Below are 20,393 nucleotides of genomic sequence, written 5' to 3' on the forward strand. Positions count from 1 at the left end.
GGGGCGGGCCTCAGTCGTCGTGGTGTGGAGGTCCGGCGGTAGCGCCGACCGGTCAGCCGCGACCGTTCGGGGTGTCCGGACCCGGAGCCTGGGGAGCAGGTGCCGGGGCGGCCTGCTCGGGCGCGGCCGGGGCCCACGGGAGCGGGGGCAGCGGCGGGAGGGCGATCCCCGCATCGGTGAGGGCCTGGTGGATCTGCGGCGCGAAGTAGATACCCGCGCCGAGGGCCGCGGCGGAGCCACCCACGAGCACCAGCGGACCGAGCGAGCCCGCACCCGGCAGGGAACCGGCGTCGGATCCGAAGATCAGGGTGGCGCCCTCGCCGATCCCCAGTGAGCCGGCGATGGGTGCGTAGATTGGGGCGAGGGAGCCCGTGGTCGGCTCGCCCAGGAGTGCGGAACCGCTGGTGTCCACCGATCCGGCTCCGTCCCCGGGGTTGAGCACGTTAACCGAACCATTAGCACCGGCCAAGGATGAGGTCAACGGCGCCAGGGAACCGGTAGTCGGCTCACCGAGCAGGGCGGAACCCGAAGTATCGATGGAGCCCTCCCCGGTGGCGTTGCCCTCGAGGATGAGCGAACCGAGGTTCTGCGGGAGCGAGCCCTCGCCCAGCGAGTCGCCGATGCCTTCGCTCCCACTGCTGAGGTCACCCAGACTGTCGGCACCGAGGCTGTCGGCGGACAGGCTTCCGGTGTCCTCCTGGGCGGCGGCGACTCCTGTGGCTGCGGACAGGGCGAGGGCGGAGGCGGCTGCGACGGCAGCGGCCCTACGGATCGAGAACGTCATGGGTTCTTCTCCTTGTATGGCGCGGTATCCGCGTGGGTTCGCAACGGGACACCCCGTGGGGGCGGACTTCCGGGACAAGTCACAGACGGCGGGGAGCGTCGTTAACTTTTTCCCTTCTTTCCCACCATATCCCTGAAGTTAAGGTAAGCAACAGCACTCTCTCAGTGAGAACTCGGTTAGATTCCGCGCGAAAGCCACTCCCGCACAGCCCTCGTCGCCCGGACGTCGTCCTCGTTGTAGGCCATGATGCGCTCCCGGCCCCTCTCCCGCTCGACCCCCCGCGAGGCCTGCGCGTCCCGGTACCACCCGATCGACGCCTCTCCCCCGGCGTCCGGGTCGCGCCATCGGAACCCGGCGACCGGCGCCACCACCTTGAGTCCGAGTCCGGAGGTGGAGACGAACTGCGTGGCCACCGCCTCGTGGACGTCGACCCACTGGGGGGAGGAGAGGAACCCGCGCACCTCGGCCACCGAGGGCACGCCCCTGACCTCGGCCACCGTGCCCTCCGGCCCGAACCGGGTGGCGGTCGAGAGCATCCAGCCGTTCTCGGCGGATTTGGAGTAGCAGTAGGCGCGGAAGGTGCGCCCCTGCCCCTCGGCCCTGTCCCGGATGCCGGTGAGCCAACGCCAGAACTCCGCGAACGAGCGTCCCTCGTCCGGGTCCGGCAGTCGGGCCCAGGTCGCGAACGGACGGTATCCCTCGGCCTCGAGGCGGCGCCCGTCCCGCAGGGTGAGCAGGGTCCCCCACAGGTAGGCGCCGTCGTCCAGGTGGCTCTCCAGGTCCACGTCCACCTCGATGTCCGCGCGCGGGATGGTCGGTCGGGCCACCTTGGGGACGACGACCTCGCCGTCCCGGTGCGCTCGGGCGCGCAGGACGGCGTCGGAGAACGGTTCGCCGTTCCAGTCCGGCGGGCGCTCCGGCCCGGCCTCGGCGAGCTCCGCCACCGTGCGGACGCCGGCCGCACGGACCGGTCCGACCTGCCCTCCGCCCACCACCAGGCTCACGTCATCGGCGACGACCAACCGGTCGCGGCACCCCGCCACGAGAGTGCCCCGGTCGTCCCAGCCCTCCCACCACGGGCAGGTACGGCACTCCCCGACCCGACTCGGCGCCGTGTCGACCTCACCCCGGAGGACCGCCAGCCGCGTCGCGTGGTTCCGGTCGGCCGCGGCCAGGACCGGGTCGAGCTCGTGGACCACCGCGCGCGCGGAGCCCAGTCCCAACACGGCCCCGACCGGGTGCGATGCCGCGTACCCCAGCGCCTCGAGGAGGTGCCACGCGTGGACGAGGCGGTCGAGGTCCGCCGGGTGGCGGCGCAGTCGCAGCGTCGGATCAGGAGCCGGGTCCCAGTCGAGCAGGCGTGTCACCACCGCCCCCGACGACCGTCGGCTCCGCCGCGGGTCCACGACCTTGTGGTTCACCACCAGGACGGGGACGTAGCCTCCGCCCGGCACCGCCGCGAGCGTGCAGCGCAGGCCGGCCCTCCCCGTGCCGCGGTCGGCGGGCAGGGCGGCACCCCACACCAGTGCCGCCCCGCCCGCCAGAGCCTGGCGGGTGACCGACTCGTCGTCGTCACCCGGGACGTCGCCCGGCAGATCCGTCCAGTGGTCCCCCACCACGTCCACCACCAGCGCGTCGGGACGTGCACTTCGCAGCGCCCGCTCGCGCAGTCCGGCGCGGCGATCTGCGGCCGCCATCGCCCGCAGGCGCACACCCTCGTCGAGTGGGGCCGCCCGCCACCAGGCGGGGCCGGCGTCCCGCTCCCGGGCCACGCGGTGCAGACACCTGGACCCCGAGGCCGGTCCCGCCACCGCACCGCCGGGGCCCCCGCTCGATCCGTTCCGGGCTCCATCCATCGCCGTCCATCATGGCCCACACCGCGCCCGAGCACCGGTCCGGTGCTCACCGGTGGCCCGTTCGCCTAGGCTGAAGACCTGATGTCCGCGACGAGAGAAGGATCGACGCCCATGGGCAAGCTGACGACCTACCGCGACAAGCGCGCCGAACTCCGCGCCCACGCCGCCGCACTCAAGGCCACCGCCATGACCGAGGCCAAGCTCGCCGCCAAGGAGACCCGGCACAAGGCCAAGGAGGCGCATCGCGTCGAGCTCGCCGAGGCGAAGAAGCGCGCGAAACTGGCGGGCAAGAACGCGGACCGGAAGGCCAAGCGGGAGGCCAAGCGCGCCAAGCGGCAGGACGCTCTGGCCCGGAAGGCGTCCAGGAGGGACCGCAAGGCGGAGAAGACCCTGGCCAAGCAGGAACGGGCCACGCTCAAGCGGGAGGCCAAGTTCCTGGCGAAGGACCGTAAGGCGGCCGAGAAGATCGAGGCGGCGGGCCGGAAGCACGAGTACCAACTCGCGGAGATGGAGCTGAAGAAGCTCGAGGGCACCAAACTCGGCAAGGAGGACGTGCAGCGGTGGCTGAGCCTGGCCAAGGTCGCCACACCGGTGTTGCTGCCGATGGTCTACAAGCTCGTCTCCAACGCGCAGGGTTCCGACAGGTCCGCCGGGGCCGGTGCGGTGGACCTCAAGGCCGCGGGGATCGACGCCACCGGCCCGGGGGCCGCTCTCGGTGCCCGCATCGTCCGACTGGAGCAGACCCTCGACCAGCTCGAGTCGGACCGCCGGGGCGACCGACAGGTCGAGGACTTCATCGCCTCCACCCGCTCCCGCCTCAAGGACCTGAGGACGGCCGTCGAGACCGCCGAGACCACTCCGACCTCGCAGCGCCGCGAGGTGCACTCCGCCATCTCCGGGGAGCTCGACCGGGTCAACAAGGATGTCCTCGCCCGCCTCGGCGTGGCCCCGTGACCGCGATCCGGACCCGCGTGGCCTCTACCGCTCTCGCCGCCGCCGTGATCGCCGGTGGCGCGGCGGTTCCCGCCACCGTCCTCGCCCCGGTCGCCGCGGCGCACTCGGTCCTCGTCTCCGTGGATCCGCAGGACGGGGCGACTCTCGACACCTCGCCCGACCAGGTCGCCCTGACCTTCAACGAGGAGATCAACCAGATGTTCGCCTCGGTCGCCGTCACCACGGGCGACGACCGGACGAATCTGGTCGTGGGGGAGCCCACCGTGGACAGCGAGACCGTCACCGCGGAGGTCGATGACCTGCCGGACGGCGCGTACACCGTCGGCTACCGGGTGACCTCCGCGGACGGGCACGTGGTGACCGGCTCGTCCGTGTTCACCGTGCGGGCCGCGGCGGGTGCCGCCGGCGAACCGGCACCCGAGGCCGACGACCGGGCCGACCCCGCCGGGAACCAGATCGCCGACGAGACCTCCGGGGAGGCCACGACCGGGGCCAACCCGGCCCTGTGGGTCGTCGCCGGGCTGGCGGTCCTGCTGATCGGCGGGGCCGTCGTGCTGCTGCGCCGCGGACGCTGACGGACGGACCAGCTGCCCTGACGCCTAGCGCCCGGGCAGGAAGCGCATCGCGTTGGTCGCCGGGGCGAGGACGGCGTGCCACTGCTTGCGGGGGAGGAAGGACGGCCCACCGAGGTGCATGACGCGCTGGGTCGCGATGGTCTGGGCCTCGGTGTACTTGAGCAGGCCCTCGTCGCCGTGTCGACGACCGACCCCTGAGGCGCCCATGCCGCCCATCGGGCCCGCGACCGAGCCCCAGCCGGCCACGTACCCCTCTCCCACGTTGACGGTGCCGGTGCGCAGGCGGGCGGCGATCGCCTCGCCCTCCGCGTCGGACGCGGCGAAGACCGAGGAGTTGAGCCCGTACTCGGTGTCGTTGGCCTTGGCCACCGCCTCGTCCACCGAGTCGACCGGGTAGATCGAGACGACAGGTCCGAACGTCTCCTCGCCGAAGCAGGTGGCGTCCTCGGGCACGTCGGCAAGGAGAGTCGGCTCGTAGAAGAGCGGACCGAGGTCCGGACGGGGGCGGCCACCGGCAAGGACGCGGGCCCCCTTGGCCACGGCGTCGTCGACGTGGGCGGTCACGGTCTCCAGCTGGTCGCGGGATATCAGGCTGCCCATCTCCGCTTCGAAGTCGTACCCGGGTCCCACGCTCATGGACTGGACGCGCGCGGTGAGCTTCTCGACGAGCTGGGGAGCGACGGACTTCTCCACGTACACGCGCTCCACGGAGATGCAGAGCTGACCGGAGTTGGAGAAGAAGGCTCGCGTGGCCACCTCGGCGACCTCGTCGAGGTCGGCGCCCTCCGCGACGATCATGGCGTTCTTGCCACCGAGTTCGGCGGAGAACCCGATCAGACGCTCGCCGCACTGGCGACCGAGCGTCCGGCCCGTGGCGGTGGAGCCGGTGAACATGAGGTAGTCCACGTTCTCCACGATCGCCCCACCCACGGTGCGGCCCGACCCGGGGACCACCTGGAACAAATCCCGGGGCAGGCCTGCGCGGTACAACATGTCCGCCGCGGCGAGTGCACAGAACGGCGTGATGGAGGCGGGCTTGATCACCACGGCGTTACCCGCGGCCAGTGCCGCCAGCGCATCGGTGGCGGCGAGGTTGAGCGGGTAGTTCCACGGCGCGATCACGCCCACGACACCCTTGGGGTGGCGCCGGACCACGGCCTTGGTCAGGCCCGGGAGCATGCCCTGGACCCGCTTGGGGGCGAGCAACGCCGGGGCCGTCCGGGCGTAGTGACGTGCGGTGATGAGGCAGTCCAGCACCTCCTCCTGGGCCGAGGCCCGGCTCTTGCCGGTCTCCGCCTGGACGATGTCCATGAGCTGATCGCGGTTGCTCATGACCAGGGACGCGAACCGCTTGAGCACGGCGACGCGATCCGCGGGATCGCGCTCGGCCCACGCGACCTGGGCGGCCCGGGCCCGTCCGACCGCGGCCACCACGTCGTCGGCGGTCCCCACCGGGATCTCGGCGAGCGGCTGGCCCGTGAAGACCTCCTCGATCACCGTCGACTCCCGACTCGACGGATCGGCGCGGAACTCGGGGATCGCAACGAGGTCGCGCAGTCGGTCGTAGACACGTGATGTGGGTCGGCTCATACCCCGATATTACCGACGGGTAAGCCCTCGCGGTACCGACCGGCCCTTGACCCTGACATCGCGTCAGGGCCCAGGGTGGTCGATGTGAGAGATGCTGGAGCAATGACGAGGAGCGAGGGCCTCACCGTGGGCGCGGTCGCCGAACTCGTGGGCGTGAGCGTCCGGACCCTGCACCACTGGGACCGGATCGGGCTGGCGCCGGCGAGCGGTCGGACGTGGTCGGACTACCGGGTGTACGACGACGACGACGTCGCGCGCATCCACCGGATACTGGTCTACCGCGAACTGGGCCTCCCGCTGGCCCAGATCGGTGTGCTGCTCGACGACCCCGATGTCGACGAGGGGGCCCAACTGTCCCGGCAGCGCGAGCTGCTCCTCGAGCGGATCTCTCACCTGCAGGAGATGGTCTCCGCAGTAGACCGCCTGAAGGAGGCGATCGCAGTGAACACACCACTGACCCCCTCGGATCGTGCCGAGATCTTCGGTACCGACTGGAACGAGGACTGGCCGGCCGAGGCCGAGCAACGGTGGGGCGACACCCCGCAGTGGGAGCAGTCGCAGCAGCGGACCGAGGGGATGTCGAAGGAGGACTGGCGACGGGTCAAGGCGGAGACGGACACGCTGAACGCCGACCTGGCCGCCGCGAAACGGGCCGGCGTCGACCCGGCCTCGCCCCGGGCCGCCGAGTTGGTCGAGCGGCATCGGGCGTCGATCGCGACGTTCTACGACTGTTCGCGGTCGATGCAGGTGCTGCTGGCGCGCATGTACCGGCAGGACCCGCGTTTCAGCGAGACGTACGACTCGCTCGAGCCGGGCCTGACCGAATGGCTCGAGGCCGCCGTCGAGGCCGATGCCCGCGCGCACGGCGTGGACCCCGACGCCGCCACGTGGGACTGACCCGCAGGCTACGCACGGACGCCGGTCGGCACCCGACCGGGCGTGCGTAGCCTGGGCGCATGACCAGTCGATGGACCACAGCAGACATACCCGACCAGACGGGCCGGACCTTCGTCATCACCGGCGCCAACGCCGGCCTCGGGCTCGAGTCCACCCGAGCGCTCACCGCGGCGGGCGCCCGGGTCCTGATGGCGTGCCGGGACATTAGCCGCGCCGAGGCCGCGCGGGCCGGACTGGCCCACCCCGATCGTGCCGAGGTCGTGCAGCTCGACCTGGCCGACCTGGACTCGGTCCATTCCGCCGGGCGGATTCTGGCAGACCATCGGCCCGACGTCCTGATCAACAACGCCGGACTCATGAACATCCCGCCGTCCCGCACGGCCCAGGGCCACGAGATGCAGTTCGGGGTGAACGTGCTCGGACACTTCGCACTCACCGAACAACTCGTGCCGGTACTCACCGACCGGGTGGTGTGGCTGGGTTCGATGATGCACAAGCGGGGCACGGTGGACCCGGCCGATCTCGACTGGACCCGCAAGAAGTACTCGCCGATGGGGGTCTACGCGGCCACCAAGCTGGCCTGCGTCATGCTCGCCTACGAGCAGCAGCGCCGGTTCGACGCCACGGGATCAACCCTCAAGGCCGTGGCCGCGCACCCCGGGTACTCGGCCACCAACCTCCAGTACCGCAGCGGCAGCCGAGTCCAGGACCTGGCAATGCGGGTCGCGGAGAAGATCCCGTTCCTCGTCCAGCCCGCCGAACGCGGAGCCCTGCCCCAGCTGTACGCGGCCACCGTCCCCTCCGTACCCGGTGGCGCGTACGTGGGCCCTGACGGGTTCGGCGAACTGAGCGGCTACCCGAAGATCGTGGAATCCACCCGTGCGTCGCACGACCGCGCGGTCGCGGACGCGCTGTGGGCGCGGTGCGAAGAGATGGCCGCAGGTCGATGACGAGGGGCTGAGAACCACCACCGGGCCGAACTCGCGGCTCAGCCGCAGGCCCGATCTCGCGGCTCAGCCGCAGGTCCGATCTCGCGGCTCAGCCGCGGCGCCTCGACCCCGCCAGCAACAGCGCGCCCACGAGCAGGCTCACCGTCGCCAGGCCGGCGATCGCCGTCGTCTCGGCGCCGGTGGCGGCCAGAGTCGCAGGGCCCTCGGCCTGAGGTCCGGCACCCGGGGCCTGGTCCCCCGGCACCCGGGCGACCCCCGCCGCGTGGTGGTGGATCGTGGGCTCGGCCATCACTGCCGCGTCGGTCAACGGGGGCATACCCGCGGCGGGTTCCCGGCCGTCGGTGAGCCCCTCGGCCACAGCCTCGTCGTCGGCCACAGCCTCGTCGCCGTCCCCCGCCTGATCAGTGGCCTGGCCACCGTCGGTCGCGTCCGCCTCCGCGGCGGCCTCGGCGATGGCCCGTCGCCGCTCGTTCTCCTCGACGGGATCCTGCAGCGCGGAGCGCTGGACGGCGTCGATGCTCCCGGCCAGTCCGCCGGGCAGCTCGGTCCCGGCCTCGGCCGCGGCGTCCTCCAGGACACCGCCCGCCTCGGCCGACCCCAGCACCACGTCGTGCCAGAACGACAGCTCGTGCGGATAGAGCTCTCCGGCCTCCTGGCGCTCGGCCATGGCGGCGAAGTACCCGCCGGCCAGCTGCACGCTCAGGACCGGGAAGAGGTACTCGGGTATGGACAGCGATCCGAGTCCGATGGTGCCCGACCCGAGCGATCCGGTCGGATTCACGTACACCGAACCGGGCAGACTGCCCGAGGACGCCACGGAGGCGGCCGCGGACCCGCCCGCCGACCCCAGCGCCTCGAGGGGCGCCACAGATCCCAGGACCTGCCCCACGGACAGTGCGGTGTCCGGCACGATGCCGCTCCCGAGATCCCGTAGCCCCTCGGATCCCGCCCCGACGCCGGGGTTCCCGATCACGATCTCGTCGGGGATCAGTCCGATGAGGCCGTCGACGCTGCTGTTACCGGTCTGGGTGGGCACCGAAGAATCGGAACCCGAGGTCTCCTGCCCCAGGGCCGTGCCCGGGATCCCGACGGACGCCAGTGCGGTCGCGGCGACGACCGCGCCGATGCGCCGTGCCCGGAGTCCGGAAACACTGTTCTGGGGCATGTGTGCTGGCCTCTCGTCACGAACAGGGCCCTTCGGCCCACGCACGCAAAGCGTACTACTACAGGGCCGGTCCCCTGGGCCGGGTGCCGTCGCGGGGCCGGCCGCCCAGGCGGAGACACCCGGGGCGAGCGTGCGACCGGACGGGCCCCAGGCCTACTGGAGCGCCGAACTCAGTCGCGCGACGTTGTCCACGTAGCGCCCCGGCCAGGGTCGGCGCTGCCAGGTCTCCAGGTCGAGAGGAGTGCTGTCCTCGAGGTAGGCGTCCACCGCCTCGTTCATCTCGGCCACCGCCTCTCCGCCGAGGACCAGCAGGCTGATCTCGAAGTTCAGGTTGAACGACCGCTGGTCCATGTTGCTCGACCCCACCACCCCGGTGAAATCGTCGATAAGCAGCATCTTGGTGTGCAACACCGCGGGCGAGCGGAACCTGTTGATCCGGACCCCGGCCTCGAGCAGCGCACGGAAGTAGGACCGCTGGGCGTGGTGGACCATGAACTGGTCGGCGTGTTCGGGAACGAACAATTCCACGTCGACACCCCGGAATGCCGCCGACGTCACGGCGTGGAGCAGCGCCTCGTCCGGGACGAAGTACGGACTGACGATCCTGATCCGATGCTCGGCCTGCCCGATGAGCTGGGTGAACATGCGCAGGTTGGGTTGCGTGCGGTATCCGGGCCCGGACGGGACGAGCTGGAAGGCGCTGACCGGGTCGCCGGCGGTCGGGTCGCCCGCAAGACGTCCGGCCGCCACCGGTAGTCCCCGGGACAGTTCCTCGAGGGTGCCGATGACCTCCCCGCACTCGGAGTACCAGTCCACGAGGAAGACCCCGTCCATCGCGCGGACGATCTCCCCCCGGACCTCCATCATGAGGTCCACCCACTCCCGGCCCAACCGGGCGTTGCGGGGACTGCCGTAGTTCCGGGCGATGAGGTTCTGGGAGCCGATGAATCCGCGGTCTCCGTCGACGATGAGCATCTTGCGGTGGTTCCGCAGGTCAGGCCGTCGGAACCTGCCCACGAACGGGTTGATCGGCAGCATGAGGTGGACCTCGACCGGCGTGCGGCGCAGACGCCGGCGGAGCAGCGCGAATCCCCGGTACCTCAGCGAACCGAGGTGATCGACCAGCACCCGGACCGCCACCCCCCGCTCCGCGGCCTCGACGGCGGCGGCGAAGAACTCGTCGGTCTCGTCGTCCCAGGACTGGGCGTAGAACTCGATGTGCACGTGGTCACGAGCGGACCGCACCGCCGCCGTCATCGCCGCCAGCGACGCGGAATAGTCCGAGTGCAGCGCCACGAAATCACCTGACATGCAGGGGATCGAGGTGAGCGTGCGGTTCATCTCGAGGATGGTCCGCACACCGGGATCCACCCGCACCGCGTCCGGGACCGTCGGCTGGTCCTCGAGGGCCTCCTCGTAGAGCCTGTTGGCCTCCGCCTGGATGATGTGTCGTCGCCCGGTGATGTACGGGTTGCCCAGCAATAGGAACAACGGCACCCCGACAATCGGGATGAACAGGATCACCAGCAGCCAGGCCTGCGAGGACGCCGGTTGCCGGTTTTCCGGGACCATGCCCAGGGCCAGGATCTTCAGCGCGTACTCGGTGATGAGCAGGGCCGAGGTCACACCAGCCGGGAACGGGAGGAAGGCCAGTCCCTCGACGACGGGGTTCATGTGCCGCGCCGGGACAGGACGGCGCCCCTGGCGAGGGATCGGGGATCGACGACGCGACCGTCGGTCATGGTCCAGCGCACCACTCCCGCCAGCGCCCTCTGGGCGTACACCGAGTCGGTCGATCCGAGCTCGCGGGCCCCGGGGAGGACGACGAACGCCTCGTCGTCGGCGACGGCCGTGAAGTCGGCCCGCAGACCCGTCCGGATCTCACCCCGGTCCTCGAGTCCGACGATCGCGGACGTCCTCCCGGACATCCAGCACGCCACGTCCGCGAGATCGCACCCCCTCCGCCGTGCTTCCGTCCACACGACCGACAGCCCGAGCCGGGCGGAGGCGATCGCGTCGATCGTGCCGTCGCGCAGTGCGTCCCAGAGAAGTTCGCGGCTGGCGGCGTCCCGGATCGGGGGGTCCAGCTCGGCGGCGGCGGCCCCGCCGTGGGTGACCTCGGAGACCAGGGCGAGCAGGTGCGGGCTGGTGGAGGCGGTCACCCGAAGGCCCTCCGACTTCGCCGCGCGCAGGAGCGGCACCTCCTCGGGGTCGGCGACGGAGCGGAGATGCAGGCTGCCGCCGGTCCCGCGACAGACGTCCAGCAGGGCGGTAAGGTCCCCGATGCCGGCATCCGCCGCGAACAGGCCGCCGTGACCGGCCACCTCTTCCGCTGCCGCCACCAGCTCCCGGCCGGTCAGAGTTGGGGCCCCCGCGACACCCTTGCCCTCCGCCACCGCGGAGATGCCGAAGACCCCCCTGTCCAGCAGGGCGCCGAGCCGACCCAGGTTGTCGGGCACCGCGGCACCCCACAACCCCACGTCGACGAAGGACTCCCCGGCCACGGCCTCGTGCCAGCGGTCGACCTGCTCCACGGTGGTGGCCGCCGGGTCGCCGTTCGTTCCGTAGTCGACCACCGAGGTGATCCCCCCGAGGGCGGCCGAGCGGGTCCCCACCGCGACGTCCTCGGTGCTCACATGAGGGTCGACCAGACCGGGCATCAGCACGACGTCGTCGCCGAGATCGACGGTGTGGTCACCCGCCAACCCGACGTCGCGCGCCTCGGACCCCGTGCGCACGGAGGAGATCACCCCTCCGTCCACCGTCACAGCGGCCTGCTGGATGCGTCCGTCGACCACGGCGCGGCGGGCGTGGATCAGGAGTTCGTACTTGGCCACGAATCGGTCCTCCTCCTTCTCGGGGGATCTCGGTGACACCGTCAGGTGCCATTGTCCCCCACGGCCGAGGTCTCCCGGGCCGTGGTCGCGGGATAGCGTGAAGGGAACTCGACACGACACCAGGAGGGCCAGCCATGACCGACACCCCCAGCGGATTCGTCCCCACCGCCGACCTCGTCGACGAGATCGGGGAGGGTGTGCGGAGTTGCGACACCCAGTTCCTCGACCTCGGTGGGCGCACCGAGTTCTTCGGGCCGATCTCCACCGTCCGGTGCTTCCAGGACAACGCACTGCTCAAGAGTGTCCTGGGCGAACCCGGACACGGCCGGGTTCTGGTGATCGACGGTGACGCCAGCGTGCACACCGCACTCGTCGGAGACCTCATCGCCGAGCTCGGACGGTCCAACGGCTGGGCCGGGGTGGTGGTGCACGGGGCGATCCGCGACTCGGCGGTCATCGGTGGGATGGACTTCGGATGCAAGGCCCTCGGGACCAATCCGCGGAAATCGTCGAAGACCGGAGCCGGGCAACACGACGTGACGGTGAGCTTCGGCGGGGTCGAATTCGTCCCCGGCGACATGCTCTACGCGGATTCCGACGGGATCGTGGTGCGCTGACCCGCACCGACCGCCACTAGGACGCCCCCGCGATGGACCCGATGGAGCCGACGGCGAGCTCGCCGATCGAGGCCTCCGGACCGTAGCTGCCCAGCGACCCGGGCGCGTACGAGCCGGTCGAGTTGGGCACGTCCACGGACAGGACGACAGAACCGGTGTTGATGATCGTCGACAGCAGGTCCATCAGCGAACCGGTGCCGAACGAGCCGTAGCCCAGGCTCCCCAGCGCGTCGATGGTCGCCGGATCGACCGACATGCAGCGCAGGCCGTTCTGCGTCTGGATCCACACGCAGAACGGCTCCGTCGGTTCATCCGGCGCCGCCGCCGCCGATCCGGCGCCGACGACCAGGGCGGCCGTCATCAGGGCGGACGAGGCCGCGGCGAGCATGGTGGTGCGCATGTCAGGGAACCTCCTGGTAGGCACCCCACCCGGGCGTGGGGCCGTCCTCACGAAGTGTAACGGGTATCACAATGCGAGTGTCGGGCGCCCTGGCGGTTCACGCCTCGCGTCTGATCCACCGCAGGAGCGGACCGAGAGTCAGGCGGTCCGTGAGGTCCAGCCCGCCCAGTTCGAGCATCGACTCCTCCTCGGGGGTGCGGTCCGCCTTCCGGCGCAGCGCCGCCAGCGCGGTCTTGACCCCCAGACGCTGGCGGAATCCGAGTTGGTCAGGGGTCACCACGCCGCGCAACTGGAACAACTTGAGGGCGCGGAGCTGGTCGGCGGAGAACTCGCTGGACATCAGGTCGATCCGGGCGTCATCGGTGACCGGGGTGGGACCCACCATGACGACGGCGACCCGTCGACCGGCCTCCACCAGAGCCTCCCAGTTGTCCTTGATGAACCCCGACCCACCCAGACCACCGCCAGGACGCATGCCCGTCACGAGCACGACCGTCCCGGCCACCACGAGCTCGGCGGGATCCACTGAATCGTAATGGGTGCTACGGGTCTCGAACTCCTCCGCCAACCACCCCGCGTAGCGGCGGGCCCCGGGGTCGTCGTCGTGCAACACCACCGGGGCCGGCGCGGCACCGGACGTCATCTCGGTCACTGGTCTCTCCCCTGTCCGTCACGGGCGACCACGCGGGCCGCTCGAGCCCCGTACGCCACCACGTCGCCATCGACCAGCCCTCGACCCCGACGCTCGTTGACGTCCCCGTTGACGGTGACCGCGCCGGACGCGACAGCGTCCTTGGCCTCCGCTCCGGAGTCGAGCAGGGACGCCAGTTTGAGGAACTGGCCCAGGGTGAGCTTGCTGCTCAGATCACACTCGACGTCGTCCACTGGCGGACCGGCCGGAGGTGTCACCCGCGAGGTCCGTCCCCGTCCTGCGATATGGCGGCTCATACCGCCGAGCCTATCGGCCCCGCCGTCACGGGGCAGGACCGGTGGGCGGGGCCTGCTCCTCCGGCAGCACCACTCGGCCGCGCCGCGTCACCAGGGCCAGGCCCATCCCGCCGGCGACGAGCACTGCGGCGGCCAGACCCAGCGCCACGGTCTGTACGCCGGAGATCCCCAGAGGGGACGAGTCCGACTCATCCTCCGGCGCCGGTGAATCCCCTTCCACCGGGAGGGGCGGGAGTTCGCTGAGCACGGGCAGATCGGTCACCTCGACGCGCGCGCCGGAGCCGGTCCCCTGTGCGGAGGCCACGGGACCGCCGACCATGACCAGCGACAGGCCCAGCGCCACGAGAAAGGCGACGACCAGTGGGAGGAACACGGCACCGGACACGGCGGCAGGGCGACGGCGGACCATGTATGCCTTCCGTGACGGCGGCCGGGGCGGCCTGGAGCGAAGTGCCTCACATCTTAGGTTCTATTAAGGCAAAACGATACCCCGCTGTGCGGCCCCGACCGCGCGTCCCCTGGTCAGCGCTGAGCGACGTCCGTGGGTCGCACGGGAGACGGCAGGGCCGTCTCCCCCATCAGGAAGCGGTCCACCGAGGCCGCCGCGGCGCGCCCCTCGGCGATCGCCCACACGATCAGCGACTGGCCGCGCCCCATGTCGCCGGCGACGAACACCCCGTCGACGTTGGTCGAGTACTTCTCATCCCGGTCCACATTGCCCCGGTCGCTGAAATCCACCCCGAGGTCGGAGCACAACCCCGACTTCTGCGCCCCCGTGAACCCCATCGCCAGCAGGACGAGATCCGCCGGGTACTCGAAGTCGGTGCCGGGCACCGCTTCGAAACGCCCGTCGACCATCTTCACCTCGGACCCCTTGAGCGCGGTCACATGGCCGCCCTCGCCGAGGAACTCGGCGGTCGAGACACTGTAGACCCGCTCGCCGTTCTCCTCGTGCGCCGACGCCGTCCGGAACATCAGCGGGTAGACGGGCCAAGGGGTCGAGGCGGCTCGGGTCGCGGGAGGCCTGGGCATGATCTCGAAGCTCTTGACCGACTTCGCGCCCTGGCGGGTGGCCGTCCCGAGACAGTCGGCGCCGGTGTCGCCACCGCCGATGATGATCACATGCTTGTCGCGTGCATGGATCTCGGGCAGCCCGTCGGCGTCCACGACCGGATCGCCGACGGCGGCCTTGTTGGCCAGCGGCAGGTAGTCCATCGCCTGGTGGATCCCGTCGAGCTCCCGACCCGGGACCGGGAGGTCCCGGCGCATGGTCGCGCCGCCGCAGAGGACGACCGCGTCGAACTCGGCGCGCAACTGCGAGGCGGTGATGTCCTTGCCCACGTTGACGCCGGGACGGAAGACCGTGCCCTCCGCCTCCATCTGGGCGAGGCGACGGTCGATGATCTCCTTCTCCATCTTGAACTCGGGGATCCCGTAGCGCATGAGACCACCGATGCGATCGTCGCGCTCGAAGACCGTGACCGAGTGACCGGCGCGGGTGAGCTGCTGTGCGGCCGCCAGCCCCGCGGGCCCGGACCCCACGATCGCCACCGACTGTCCGGTACGGAAGGAGGGGATCACCGGCTCCATGTCGCCGTCGTCCCACGCCTTCTCGGCGATCTCCACCTCGATCTGCTTGATCGTCACCGGAGGCTGATTGATCCCCAGGACGCAGGAACCCTCGCACGGGGCCGGACAGAGGCGTCCCGTGAACTCGGGGAAGTTGTTGGTCGCGTGCAGACGGTCCACAGCCGCGTCCCACCGTCCGCGGTGCACGAGGTCGTTCCACTCCGGGATGATGTTGCCGAGCGGGCACCCCTGGTGGCAGAACGGGACGCCGCAGCTCATGCAGCGACTGGCCTGGGTCCTCAGGTCGTCCTCCGGGAGGGTCGTCGACTCGTAGACCTCCTTCCAGTCCATGATGCGCAGGTCCACCGGCCGACGCTCGGGGAGCTCCCGTTCGGTGTGCTTGAGAAAGCCCTTCGGGTCAGCCATTTGCGGCCTCCATGATCGCCTCGTCCACGTTGCGTCCGTCCTTCTCCGCCTGCTCGATGGCGAGCAGCACCCGCTTGTAGTCGCGCGGCATCACCTTGGCGAAGTGATTCACGTTCTGCGCCCACCCGGACAGGATCTCCCGGGCGCGCGCCGAGTCGGTCTCGGTGGCGTGCTGCTCCACGATGCGGTGCAGGAACTCGACGTCCTCCGTCAGCAGTTGTTCGATCTCGACGAGTTCGTCGTTGAGGTTCGTGGGCAGCTGCCCGTCCGGGTCGTAGAAGTACGCGACACCACCCGACATCCCGGCCGCCACGTTGCGACCGGTCGACCCGAGCACCACGACCTGACCGCCCGTCATGTACTCGCAGGCGTGGTCACCCACGCCCTCGACCACCGCGGTGACACCCGAGTTCCGGACGCAGAAGCGCTCGCCCACGATTCCCCGCAGGAAGATCTCGCCTCTGGTCGCCCCGTAGCAGATCACGTTTCCGGCGATGATGTTGTTCTCCGCCATGAAGTCCGGGGCCGCGTCCAGTGCGGGCCGGACCACGATCCGTCCGCCGGACAACCCCTTGCCCACGTAGTCGTTGGCGTCACCGAACACCCGCTGGGTCACGCCGGCGGCGAGGAACGCCCCGAACGAGTTGCCCGCCGAACCGGTGAAGGTCAGGTCGATCGACCCCTCGGGCAGGCCCGAAGCACCGTACGCCTTGGAGATCTCGTAGCTGAGCATGGTGCCGACGGAGCGGTTGACGTTGCAGATCGGGTACCGACCGGTGCCCGGACCGGTCGACGGGTCGGCGATCACCGACCGGAAGTCCTCGATGAGCGTGCGGTCAAGCACCCCCACCAACTTGTGGTCCTGCTGCTTCGTGCAACGCAGGTCCTGGTGCATGAAGGGGGAATCCGCCTGGGCGAAGACCGGCTCGAGGTCCAGCTTCGCGGCCCGCTTGTTGTGGGCGAACGCCCGGGATTTGTCCAGGCACTCGGAGCGCCCGATCGCCTCGTCGAGGGATCGGAAGCCCAGCTCGGCCAGGTACTCGCGGACCTCCTGCGCGATGAACTCCATGAAGTTCACCACGTACTCGGCCTTGCCGTTGAACCGCTCACGCAGCACCGGGTTCTGGGTGGCCACACCCACCGGGCACGTGTCGAGGTGACAGACGCGCATCATGACGCATCCGGCCACGACCAGCGGGGCGGTGGCGAAACCGAACTCCTCGCCACCGAGCAGCGCGGCGACGATCACGTCGCGGCCCGTCTTGAGCTGACCGTCCACCTGCACGACGATCCGGTCGCGTAGCCCGTTGACCAGCAGGGTCTGCTGGGTCTCGGCCAGGCCCAGCTCCCACGGGCCACCGGCGTGCTTGAGCGAGGTCAGCGGCGAGGCGCCCGTGCCCCCGTCGTGGCCGGAGATCAGCACCACGTCGGCGTGGGTCTTGGACACGCCCGTCGCGACGGTCCCCACGCCCTGCTCGGCGACGAGTTTGACATGGATCCGCGCCTCGGGATTGGCGTTCTTCAGGTCGTAGATGAGCTGCGCCAGGTCCTCGATCGAGTAGATGTCGTGGTGCGGCGGGGGCGAGATCAACCCGACACCCGGCGTGGACCCACGGACCTCGGCCACCCAGGGGTACACCTTGCCCGGCGGGAGCTGGCCGCCCTCGCCCGGCTTGGCACCCTGCGCCATCTTGATCTGGATATCGGTGCAGTTGGCCAGGTAATTGCTGGTCACCCCGAACCGGCCGGAGGCCACCTGCTTGATGGCGGACCGCCGCCAGTCCCCGTTGGGGTCGGGGGTGAACCTCGCGATCGACTCCCCGCCCTCACCCGAGTTGGACCGGGCGTGCAGCCGGTTCATCGCGATCGCCAGGGTCTCGTGCGCCTCCGCGGAGATGGACCCGTAGCTCATCGCGCCGGTGGAGAACCGCTTGACGATCTCCGACACCGGCTCGACCTCGTCGATGGGCACCGGCGAACGGTCGCTCTTGAGCTCGAACAGCCCGCGCAGCGTGGCCAGACGCTCCGACTGGTCGTCGACGAGCCTCGTGTACTCCTTGAAGATCTCGTACCGGCCGGAGCGCGTGGAGTGCTGGAGCTTGAACACCGTGTCCGGATTGAACAGGTGGTACTCGCCCTCGCGCCGCCACTGGTACTCACCGCCGATCTCGAGCTCGCGGTGGGCGGCCTCCTCGGGGCGAGGCAGGAACGCGAAGCGGTGCCGACGGGCAACGTCCTCGGCGATCTCGTCGAGGCCGATCCCGTCGATCGGGCTGATCGAGCCGGTGAAGTACTCGTCACACAGCTCCTGCGACAGTCCGGTGATGTCGAACAGCTGGGCGCCCGTGTACGAGGCGAGCGTGGAGATCCCCATCTTGGACATCACCTTGAGCACGCCCTTGGCGGCCGCCTTGCGGTAGTTCGCGCAGGCCTCGACCGTGTCGATACCGGTGAGGTCGCCCGTCTTGACCAGCTCGTCGATCGACTCGAAGGCCATGTACGGGTTGATGGCGTTGGCGCCGTAGCCGAACAGCACCGCCATGTGGTGCACCTCGCGGGCGTCACCCGACTCCACCACCAGGCTGACCCTCGTCCGGGTCTTCTCCCGGACCAGGTGGTGGTGTACCGCGGAGGTCAACAGCAGCGACGGGATGGGGGCGTTGCGCTCGTCGGACTCGCGGTCCGAGAGCACGATGATCGCAGCCCCGTCGTCGATCGCGTCCGAGACCTCGCGGCGGATGCGCTCCAGCGCGATCCGCAGGCCCCGGCCGCCGTGCGCCACGTTGTAGAGCCCGCGCACGGTCACCGCACGCAACCCCGGGTGGGTCTCCCCCGCCGCCAGCAGTGAGGCGAGCTCGGCATTGCCCAGAATCGGATTGTCGAGCTTGATCTGGCGACACGAGTCCGGACCGGGGTTGATGAGGTCGCCCTCGGGCCCGAGCGTCACCCCGTAGCTGGTGACGAGCTCCTCGCGGATGGCGTCGAGAGGCGGGTTGGTGACCTGGGCGAACCGCTGGGCGAAGTAGTCGAACAGCATGCGGGCCCGCTGCGAGAGCACCGGCAGCGGGGTGTCGGTGCCCATCGACCCGGTCGCCTCGGCCCCGATCCGGGCCATCGGGGAGACCAGGATCCGCAACTCCTCCTCGGTGTAGCCGAACACCCGTTGCCGCAGCACCACGCGCTCGTGGCTCATGATCTCCTGGTCGACTCGCGGCAGGTCGGTGAGCCGGACCATGCCCTCGTCGAGCCACTGCTGGTACGGGTGCTCCGCGGCCAGCTGCGCCTTGATCTCCTGGTCGTCGATGATCCGCCCCGCGGCGGTGTCGACCAGGAACATGCGGCCGGGGCGCAGGCGGGTCTTGGTGACGACCTTGTCCTGCGGGATGTCCAGGACGCCGACCTCCGAGGCCATGACGACGAGGCCGTCGTCGGTGACCCAGATCCGGGAGGGGCGAAGCCCGTTGCGGTCGAGGACCGCGCCGATGACGGTGCCGTCGGTGAACGTGATGGACGCCGGACCGTCCCAGGCCTCCATGAGGGAGGCGTGGTACTCGTAGAACGCCCGCTTGGCCGGATCCATGGTCTCGTGACGCTCCCAGGCCTCGGGAACCATCATCATCACGGCGTGCGGGAGAGTGCGGCCGGCGAGCGTCAGCAACTCGAGCGCCTCGTCGAACCGCGCGGTGTCGGATCCGCCCGGGGTGCAGACGGGTAGCGCTGCCGACAGGTCCTCGATGTGCTCGCTCGACATGAGCGACTCCCGGGCCCGCATCCAGTTCTCGTTGCCTCGGGCGGTGTTGATCTCGCCGTTGTGTGCGACGTAGCGGAACGGGTGCGCGAGCGGCCAGGCCGGGAACGTGTTGGTCGAGAACCGGGAGTGCACGATTCCCAGGGCGGACTCGACGCGCTCGTCCTGAAGATCGAGGTAGAAGTCCGGGAGCTGCTTCTCCGTCAGCATGCCCTTGTAGACGAAGGTGCGGGGGCTCAGCGACGGGAAGTACACGGTCTCGGAGCCCAGGTCGCCCTTACCGGGACCCTTGGATCCGAGTTCGTGCTCGCACCGCTTGCGGACCACGAAGCACTTGCGCTCCAGCGCGAGACCGGTGAGCAGCGCCCCGTCCGCGCCCGCGGCCTTGACGAAGATCTGGTGGATGGTGGGCTGAGCGTCGCGGGAGATCGCGCCGACCGTCGAGTCGTCGACCGGGACCTCGCGCCATCCGATGACGGTGACCCCCTGCTCCGCGGCGATCCGCTCCACCAACCGCATGGCGTCCATCGCGAGCATCCGGGACTGGGGGAGGAAACACAGTCCGGTCGCGTACGCACCGACCTCGGGCAGCTCCAGGTTCTGCTCTGCGCGCATCACCTCGCGGAAGAACCGGTCCGGCACCTGGATCATCAGGCCCGTGCCGTCACCGGTGTTGGCCTCGGCGCCGACCGCACCCCGGTGCTCGAGGTTCACGAGCGCGGCGATCGCCTTCTCGACGATGTCCCGGGACTGACGTCCGTACATGTCCACGACGAACGCGACACCACAGGAATCGTGTTCATATTCAGGGCGGTACAAGCCTTTGGGGCCGGGAGTCGTCATAATCTGCTCGCCTTCGTTTGTCGACGGGCGGACTCCGTGGTGGCTGGAGCACCCGCACTCAGATCACCGTGGTGCTCTGGCCCGCAAATAATATGGGGAAAAGGGGTTAGCCGCACAATTCGGTTTCGTCAATCAACGCCGACTGACGTGGGACCCGGATTCCACCCTGTGAGATTTCTCTCAGGTCGTCGCCTCGGCTCGCCCCCGAAATGGCGATCAGCCCCGCTCCGAGTG

At 70.1% G+C, this 20,393-nt stretch carries 17 protein-coding genes; 5 read left to right on the forward strand and 12 right to left on the reverse strand.

Annotated features, from left to right (window positions below; all coding sequences use genetic code 11):
* Positions 1 to 52: 52 nt before the first annotated feature.
* Entirely contained in the window at positions 53 to 784 is a 732-nt protein-coding gene (locus H483_RS32450) for a hypothetical protein (RefSeq protein ID WP_017837508.1), read from the reverse strand.
* Positions 785 to 960: 176 nt separating this feature from the next.
* A complete protein-coding gene (locus tag H483_RS32455) occupies positions 961 to 2,556 on the reverse strand; it encodes a TM0106 family RecB-like putative nuclease (protein WP_017837509.1) in 1,596 nt (531 codons plus the stop codon).
* A 195-nt stretch (positions 2,557 to 2,751) separates the two neighbouring features.
* Here H483_RS32455 and H483_RS32460 point away from each other — a divergent pair, with 195 nt between their 5' ends.
* Positions 2,752 to 3,594, forward strand: coding sequence for a DUF6474 family protein (locus H483_RS32460; RefSeq protein WP_017837510.1), 843 nt, complete (start codon positions 2,752 to 2,754; stop codon positions 3,592 to 3,594).
* Positions 3,591 to 4,169, forward strand: coding sequence for a copper resistance CopC family protein (locus H483_RS32465; RefSeq protein WP_017837511.1), 579 nt, complete (start codon positions 3,591 to 3,593; stop codon positions 4,167 to 4,169). Before H483_RS32460 ends, H483_RS32465 begins: the two co-directional genes overlap by 4 nt.
* Before the next feature lie 24 nt (positions 4,170 to 4,193).
* Here the strand turns inward: H483_RS32465 and H483_RS32470 are convergent, their stop codons facing one another.
* Complete coding sequence (locus H483_RS32470; RefSeq protein ID WP_017837512.1) at positions 4,194 to 5,759, reverse strand: succinic semialdehyde dehydrogenase; 1,566 nt, start codon at positions 5,757 to 5,759, stop codon at positions 4,194 to 4,196.
* Positions 5,760 to 5,861: 102 nt separating this feature from the next.
* Between H483_RS32470 and H483_RS32475 the strand changes: the two genes are divergently transcribed.
* The gene (locus H483_RS32475) at positions 5,862 to 6,656 is read left to right on the forward strand and encodes a MerR family transcriptional regulator (protein ID WP_017837513.1); all 795 of its coding nucleotides are present in this window, start codon (positions 5,862 to 5,864) and stop codon (positions 6,654 to 6,656) included.
* Between the two features lie 59 nt (positions 6,657 to 6,715).
* Entirely contained in the window at positions 6,716 to 7,606 is an 891-nt protein-coding gene (locus tag H483_RS32480) for an oxidoreductase (RefSeq protein WP_017837514.1), read from the forward strand.
* 88 nt (positions 7,607 to 7,694) lie between these two features.
* On the opposite strand, the gene H483_RS32485 is transcribed toward H483_RS32480, so the two are convergent.
* The 3 genes from H483_RS32485 to H483_RS32495 form a co-directional block, all read right to left on the reverse strand.
* Positions 7,695 to 8,771: a hypothetical protein gene (locus tag H483_RS32485; protein ID WP_017837515.1), complete on the reverse strand. Its 1,077-nt coding sequence runs from the start codon at positions 8,769 to 8,771 to the stop codon at positions 7,695 to 7,697.
* 153 nt (positions 8,772 to 8,924) lie between these two features.
* The gene (cls, locus tag H483_RS32490) at positions 8,925 to 10,445 is read right to left on the reverse strand and encodes a cardiolipin synthase (RefSeq protein ID WP_017837516.1); all 1,521 of its coding nucleotides are present in this window, start codon (positions 10,443 to 10,445) and stop codon (positions 8,925 to 8,927) included.
* Positions 10,442 to 11,647, reverse strand: coding sequence for an amidohydrolase family protein (locus H483_RS32495; RefSeq protein ID WP_017837517.1), 1,206 nt, complete (start codon positions 11,645 to 11,647; stop codon positions 10,442 to 10,444). Before H483_RS32495 ends, cls begins: the two co-directional genes overlap by 4 nt.
* 95 nt (positions 11,648 to 11,742) lie before the next feature.
* On the opposite strand from H483_RS32495, the gene rraA reads away from it, so the two are divergent.
* On the forward strand, positions 11,743 to 12,225 hold the full coding sequence (rraA, locus tag H483_RS32500) for a ribonuclease E activity regulator RraA (RefSeq protein WP_017837518.1): 483 nt from the start codon (positions 11,743 to 11,745) through the stop codon (positions 12,223 to 12,225).
* A gap of 16 nt (positions 12,226 to 12,241) precedes the next feature.
* Here rraA and H483_RS32505 read toward each other — a convergent pair whose 3' ends face one another.
* The 6 genes from H483_RS32505 to gltB all read right to left on the reverse strand — a co-directional run bounded on the left by H483_RS32505 (position 12,242) and on the right by gltB (position 20,162).
* On the reverse strand, positions 12,242 to 12,625 hold the full coding sequence (locus H483_RS32505; RefSeq protein WP_017837519.1) for a hypothetical protein: 384 nt from the start codon (positions 12,623 to 12,625) through the stop codon (positions 12,242 to 12,244).
* 97 nt (positions 12,626 to 12,722) lie between these two features.
* Entirely contained in the window at positions 12,723 to 13,268 is a 546-nt protein-coding gene (locus H483_RS32510) for a hypothetical protein (protein ID WP_031265004.1), read from the reverse strand.
* 5 nt (positions 13,269 to 13,273) lie between these two features.
* Complete coding sequence (locus tag H483_RS32515; protein ID WP_017837521.1) at positions 13,274 to 13,510, reverse strand: RNA-binding S4 domain-containing protein; 237 nt, start codon at positions 13,508 to 13,510, stop codon at positions 13,274 to 13,276.
* An 88-nt stretch (positions 13,511 to 13,598) separates the two neighbouring features.
* Positions 13,599 to 13,982, reverse strand: a complete 384-nt coding sequence (locus tag H483_RS32520; RefSeq protein WP_017837522.1) for a hypothetical protein — start codon at positions 13,980 to 13,982, stop codon at positions 13,599 to 13,601.
* A 113-nt stretch (positions 13,983 to 14,095) separates the two neighbouring features.
* A complete protein-coding gene (locus H483_RS32525) occupies positions 14,096 to 15,568 on the reverse strand; it encodes a glutamate synthase subunit beta (protein ID WP_017837523.1) in 1,473 nt (490 codons plus the stop codon).
* On the reverse strand, positions 15,561 to 20,162 hold the full coding sequence (gene gltB / locus H483_RS32530) for a glutamate synthase large subunit (RefSeq protein WP_152427996.1): 4,602 nt from the start codon (positions 20,160 to 20,162) through the stop codon (positions 15,561 to 15,563). Before gltB ends, H483_RS32525 begins: the two co-directional genes overlap by 8 nt.
* Positions 20,163 to 20,393 lie beyond the last annotated feature (231 nt).

It is taken from the genome of Dietzia sp. UCD-THP (assembly GCF_000349585.1).
In the GTDB taxonomy this organism is placed as follows: Bacteria; Actinomycetota; Actinomycetes; order Mycobacteriales; family Mycobacteriaceae; genus Dietzia; species Dietzia natronolimnaea_A.

What these genes read in the sequence shown, in the direction of transcription:
- H483_RS32450 (WP_017837508.1), bottom strand. Translation starts at nt 784, where the DNA reads ATGACGTTCTCGATCCGTAGGGCCGCTGCCGTCGCAGCCGCCTCCGCC.
- H483_RS32460 (WP_017837510.1), top strand. Translation starts at nt 2,752, where the DNA reads ATGGGCAAGCTGACGACCTACCGCGACAAGCGCGCCGAACTCCGCGCC.
- H483_RS32470 (WP_017837512.1), bottom strand. Translation starts at nt 5,759, where the DNA reads ATGAGCCGACCCACATCACGTGTCTACGACCGACTGCGCGACCTCGTT.
- H483_RS32475 (WP_017837513.1), top strand. Translation starts at nt 5,862, where the DNA reads ATGACGAGGAGCGAGGGCCTCACCGTGGGCGCGGTCGCCGAACTCGTG.
- H483_RS32480 (WP_017837514.1), top strand. Translation starts at nt 6,716, where the DNA reads ATGACCAGTCGATGGACCACAGCAGACATACCCGACCAGACGGGCCGG.
- H483_RS32485 (WP_017837515.1), bottom strand. Translation starts at nt 8,771, where the DNA reads ATGCCCCAGAACAGTGTTTCCGGACTCCGGGCACGGCGCATCGGCGCG.
- cls (WP_017837516.1), bottom strand. Translation starts at nt 10,445, where the DNA reads ATGAACCCCGTCGTCGAGGGACTGGCCTTCCTCCCGTTCCCGGCTGGT.
- rraA (WP_017837518.1), top strand. Translation starts at nt 11,743, where the DNA reads ATGACCGACACCCCCAGCGGATTCGTCCCCACCGCCGACCTCGTCGAC.
- H483_RS32505 (WP_017837519.1), bottom strand. Translation starts at nt 12,625, where the DNA reads ATGCGCACCACCATGCTCGCCGCGGCCTCGTCCGCCCTGATGACGGCC.
- H483_RS32510 (WP_031265004.1), bottom strand. Translation starts at nt 13,268, where the DNA reads ATGACGTCCGGTGCCGCGCCGGCCCCGGTGGTGTTGCACGACGACGAC.
- H483_RS32520 (WP_017837522.1), bottom strand. Translation starts at nt 13,982, where the DNA reads ATGGTCCGCCGTCGCCCTGCCGCCGTGTCCGGTGCCGTGTTCCTCCCA.
- H483_RS32525 (WP_017837523.1), bottom strand. Translation starts at nt 15,568, where the DNA reads ATGGCTGACCCGAAGGGCTTTCTCAAGCACACCGAACGGGAGCTCCCC.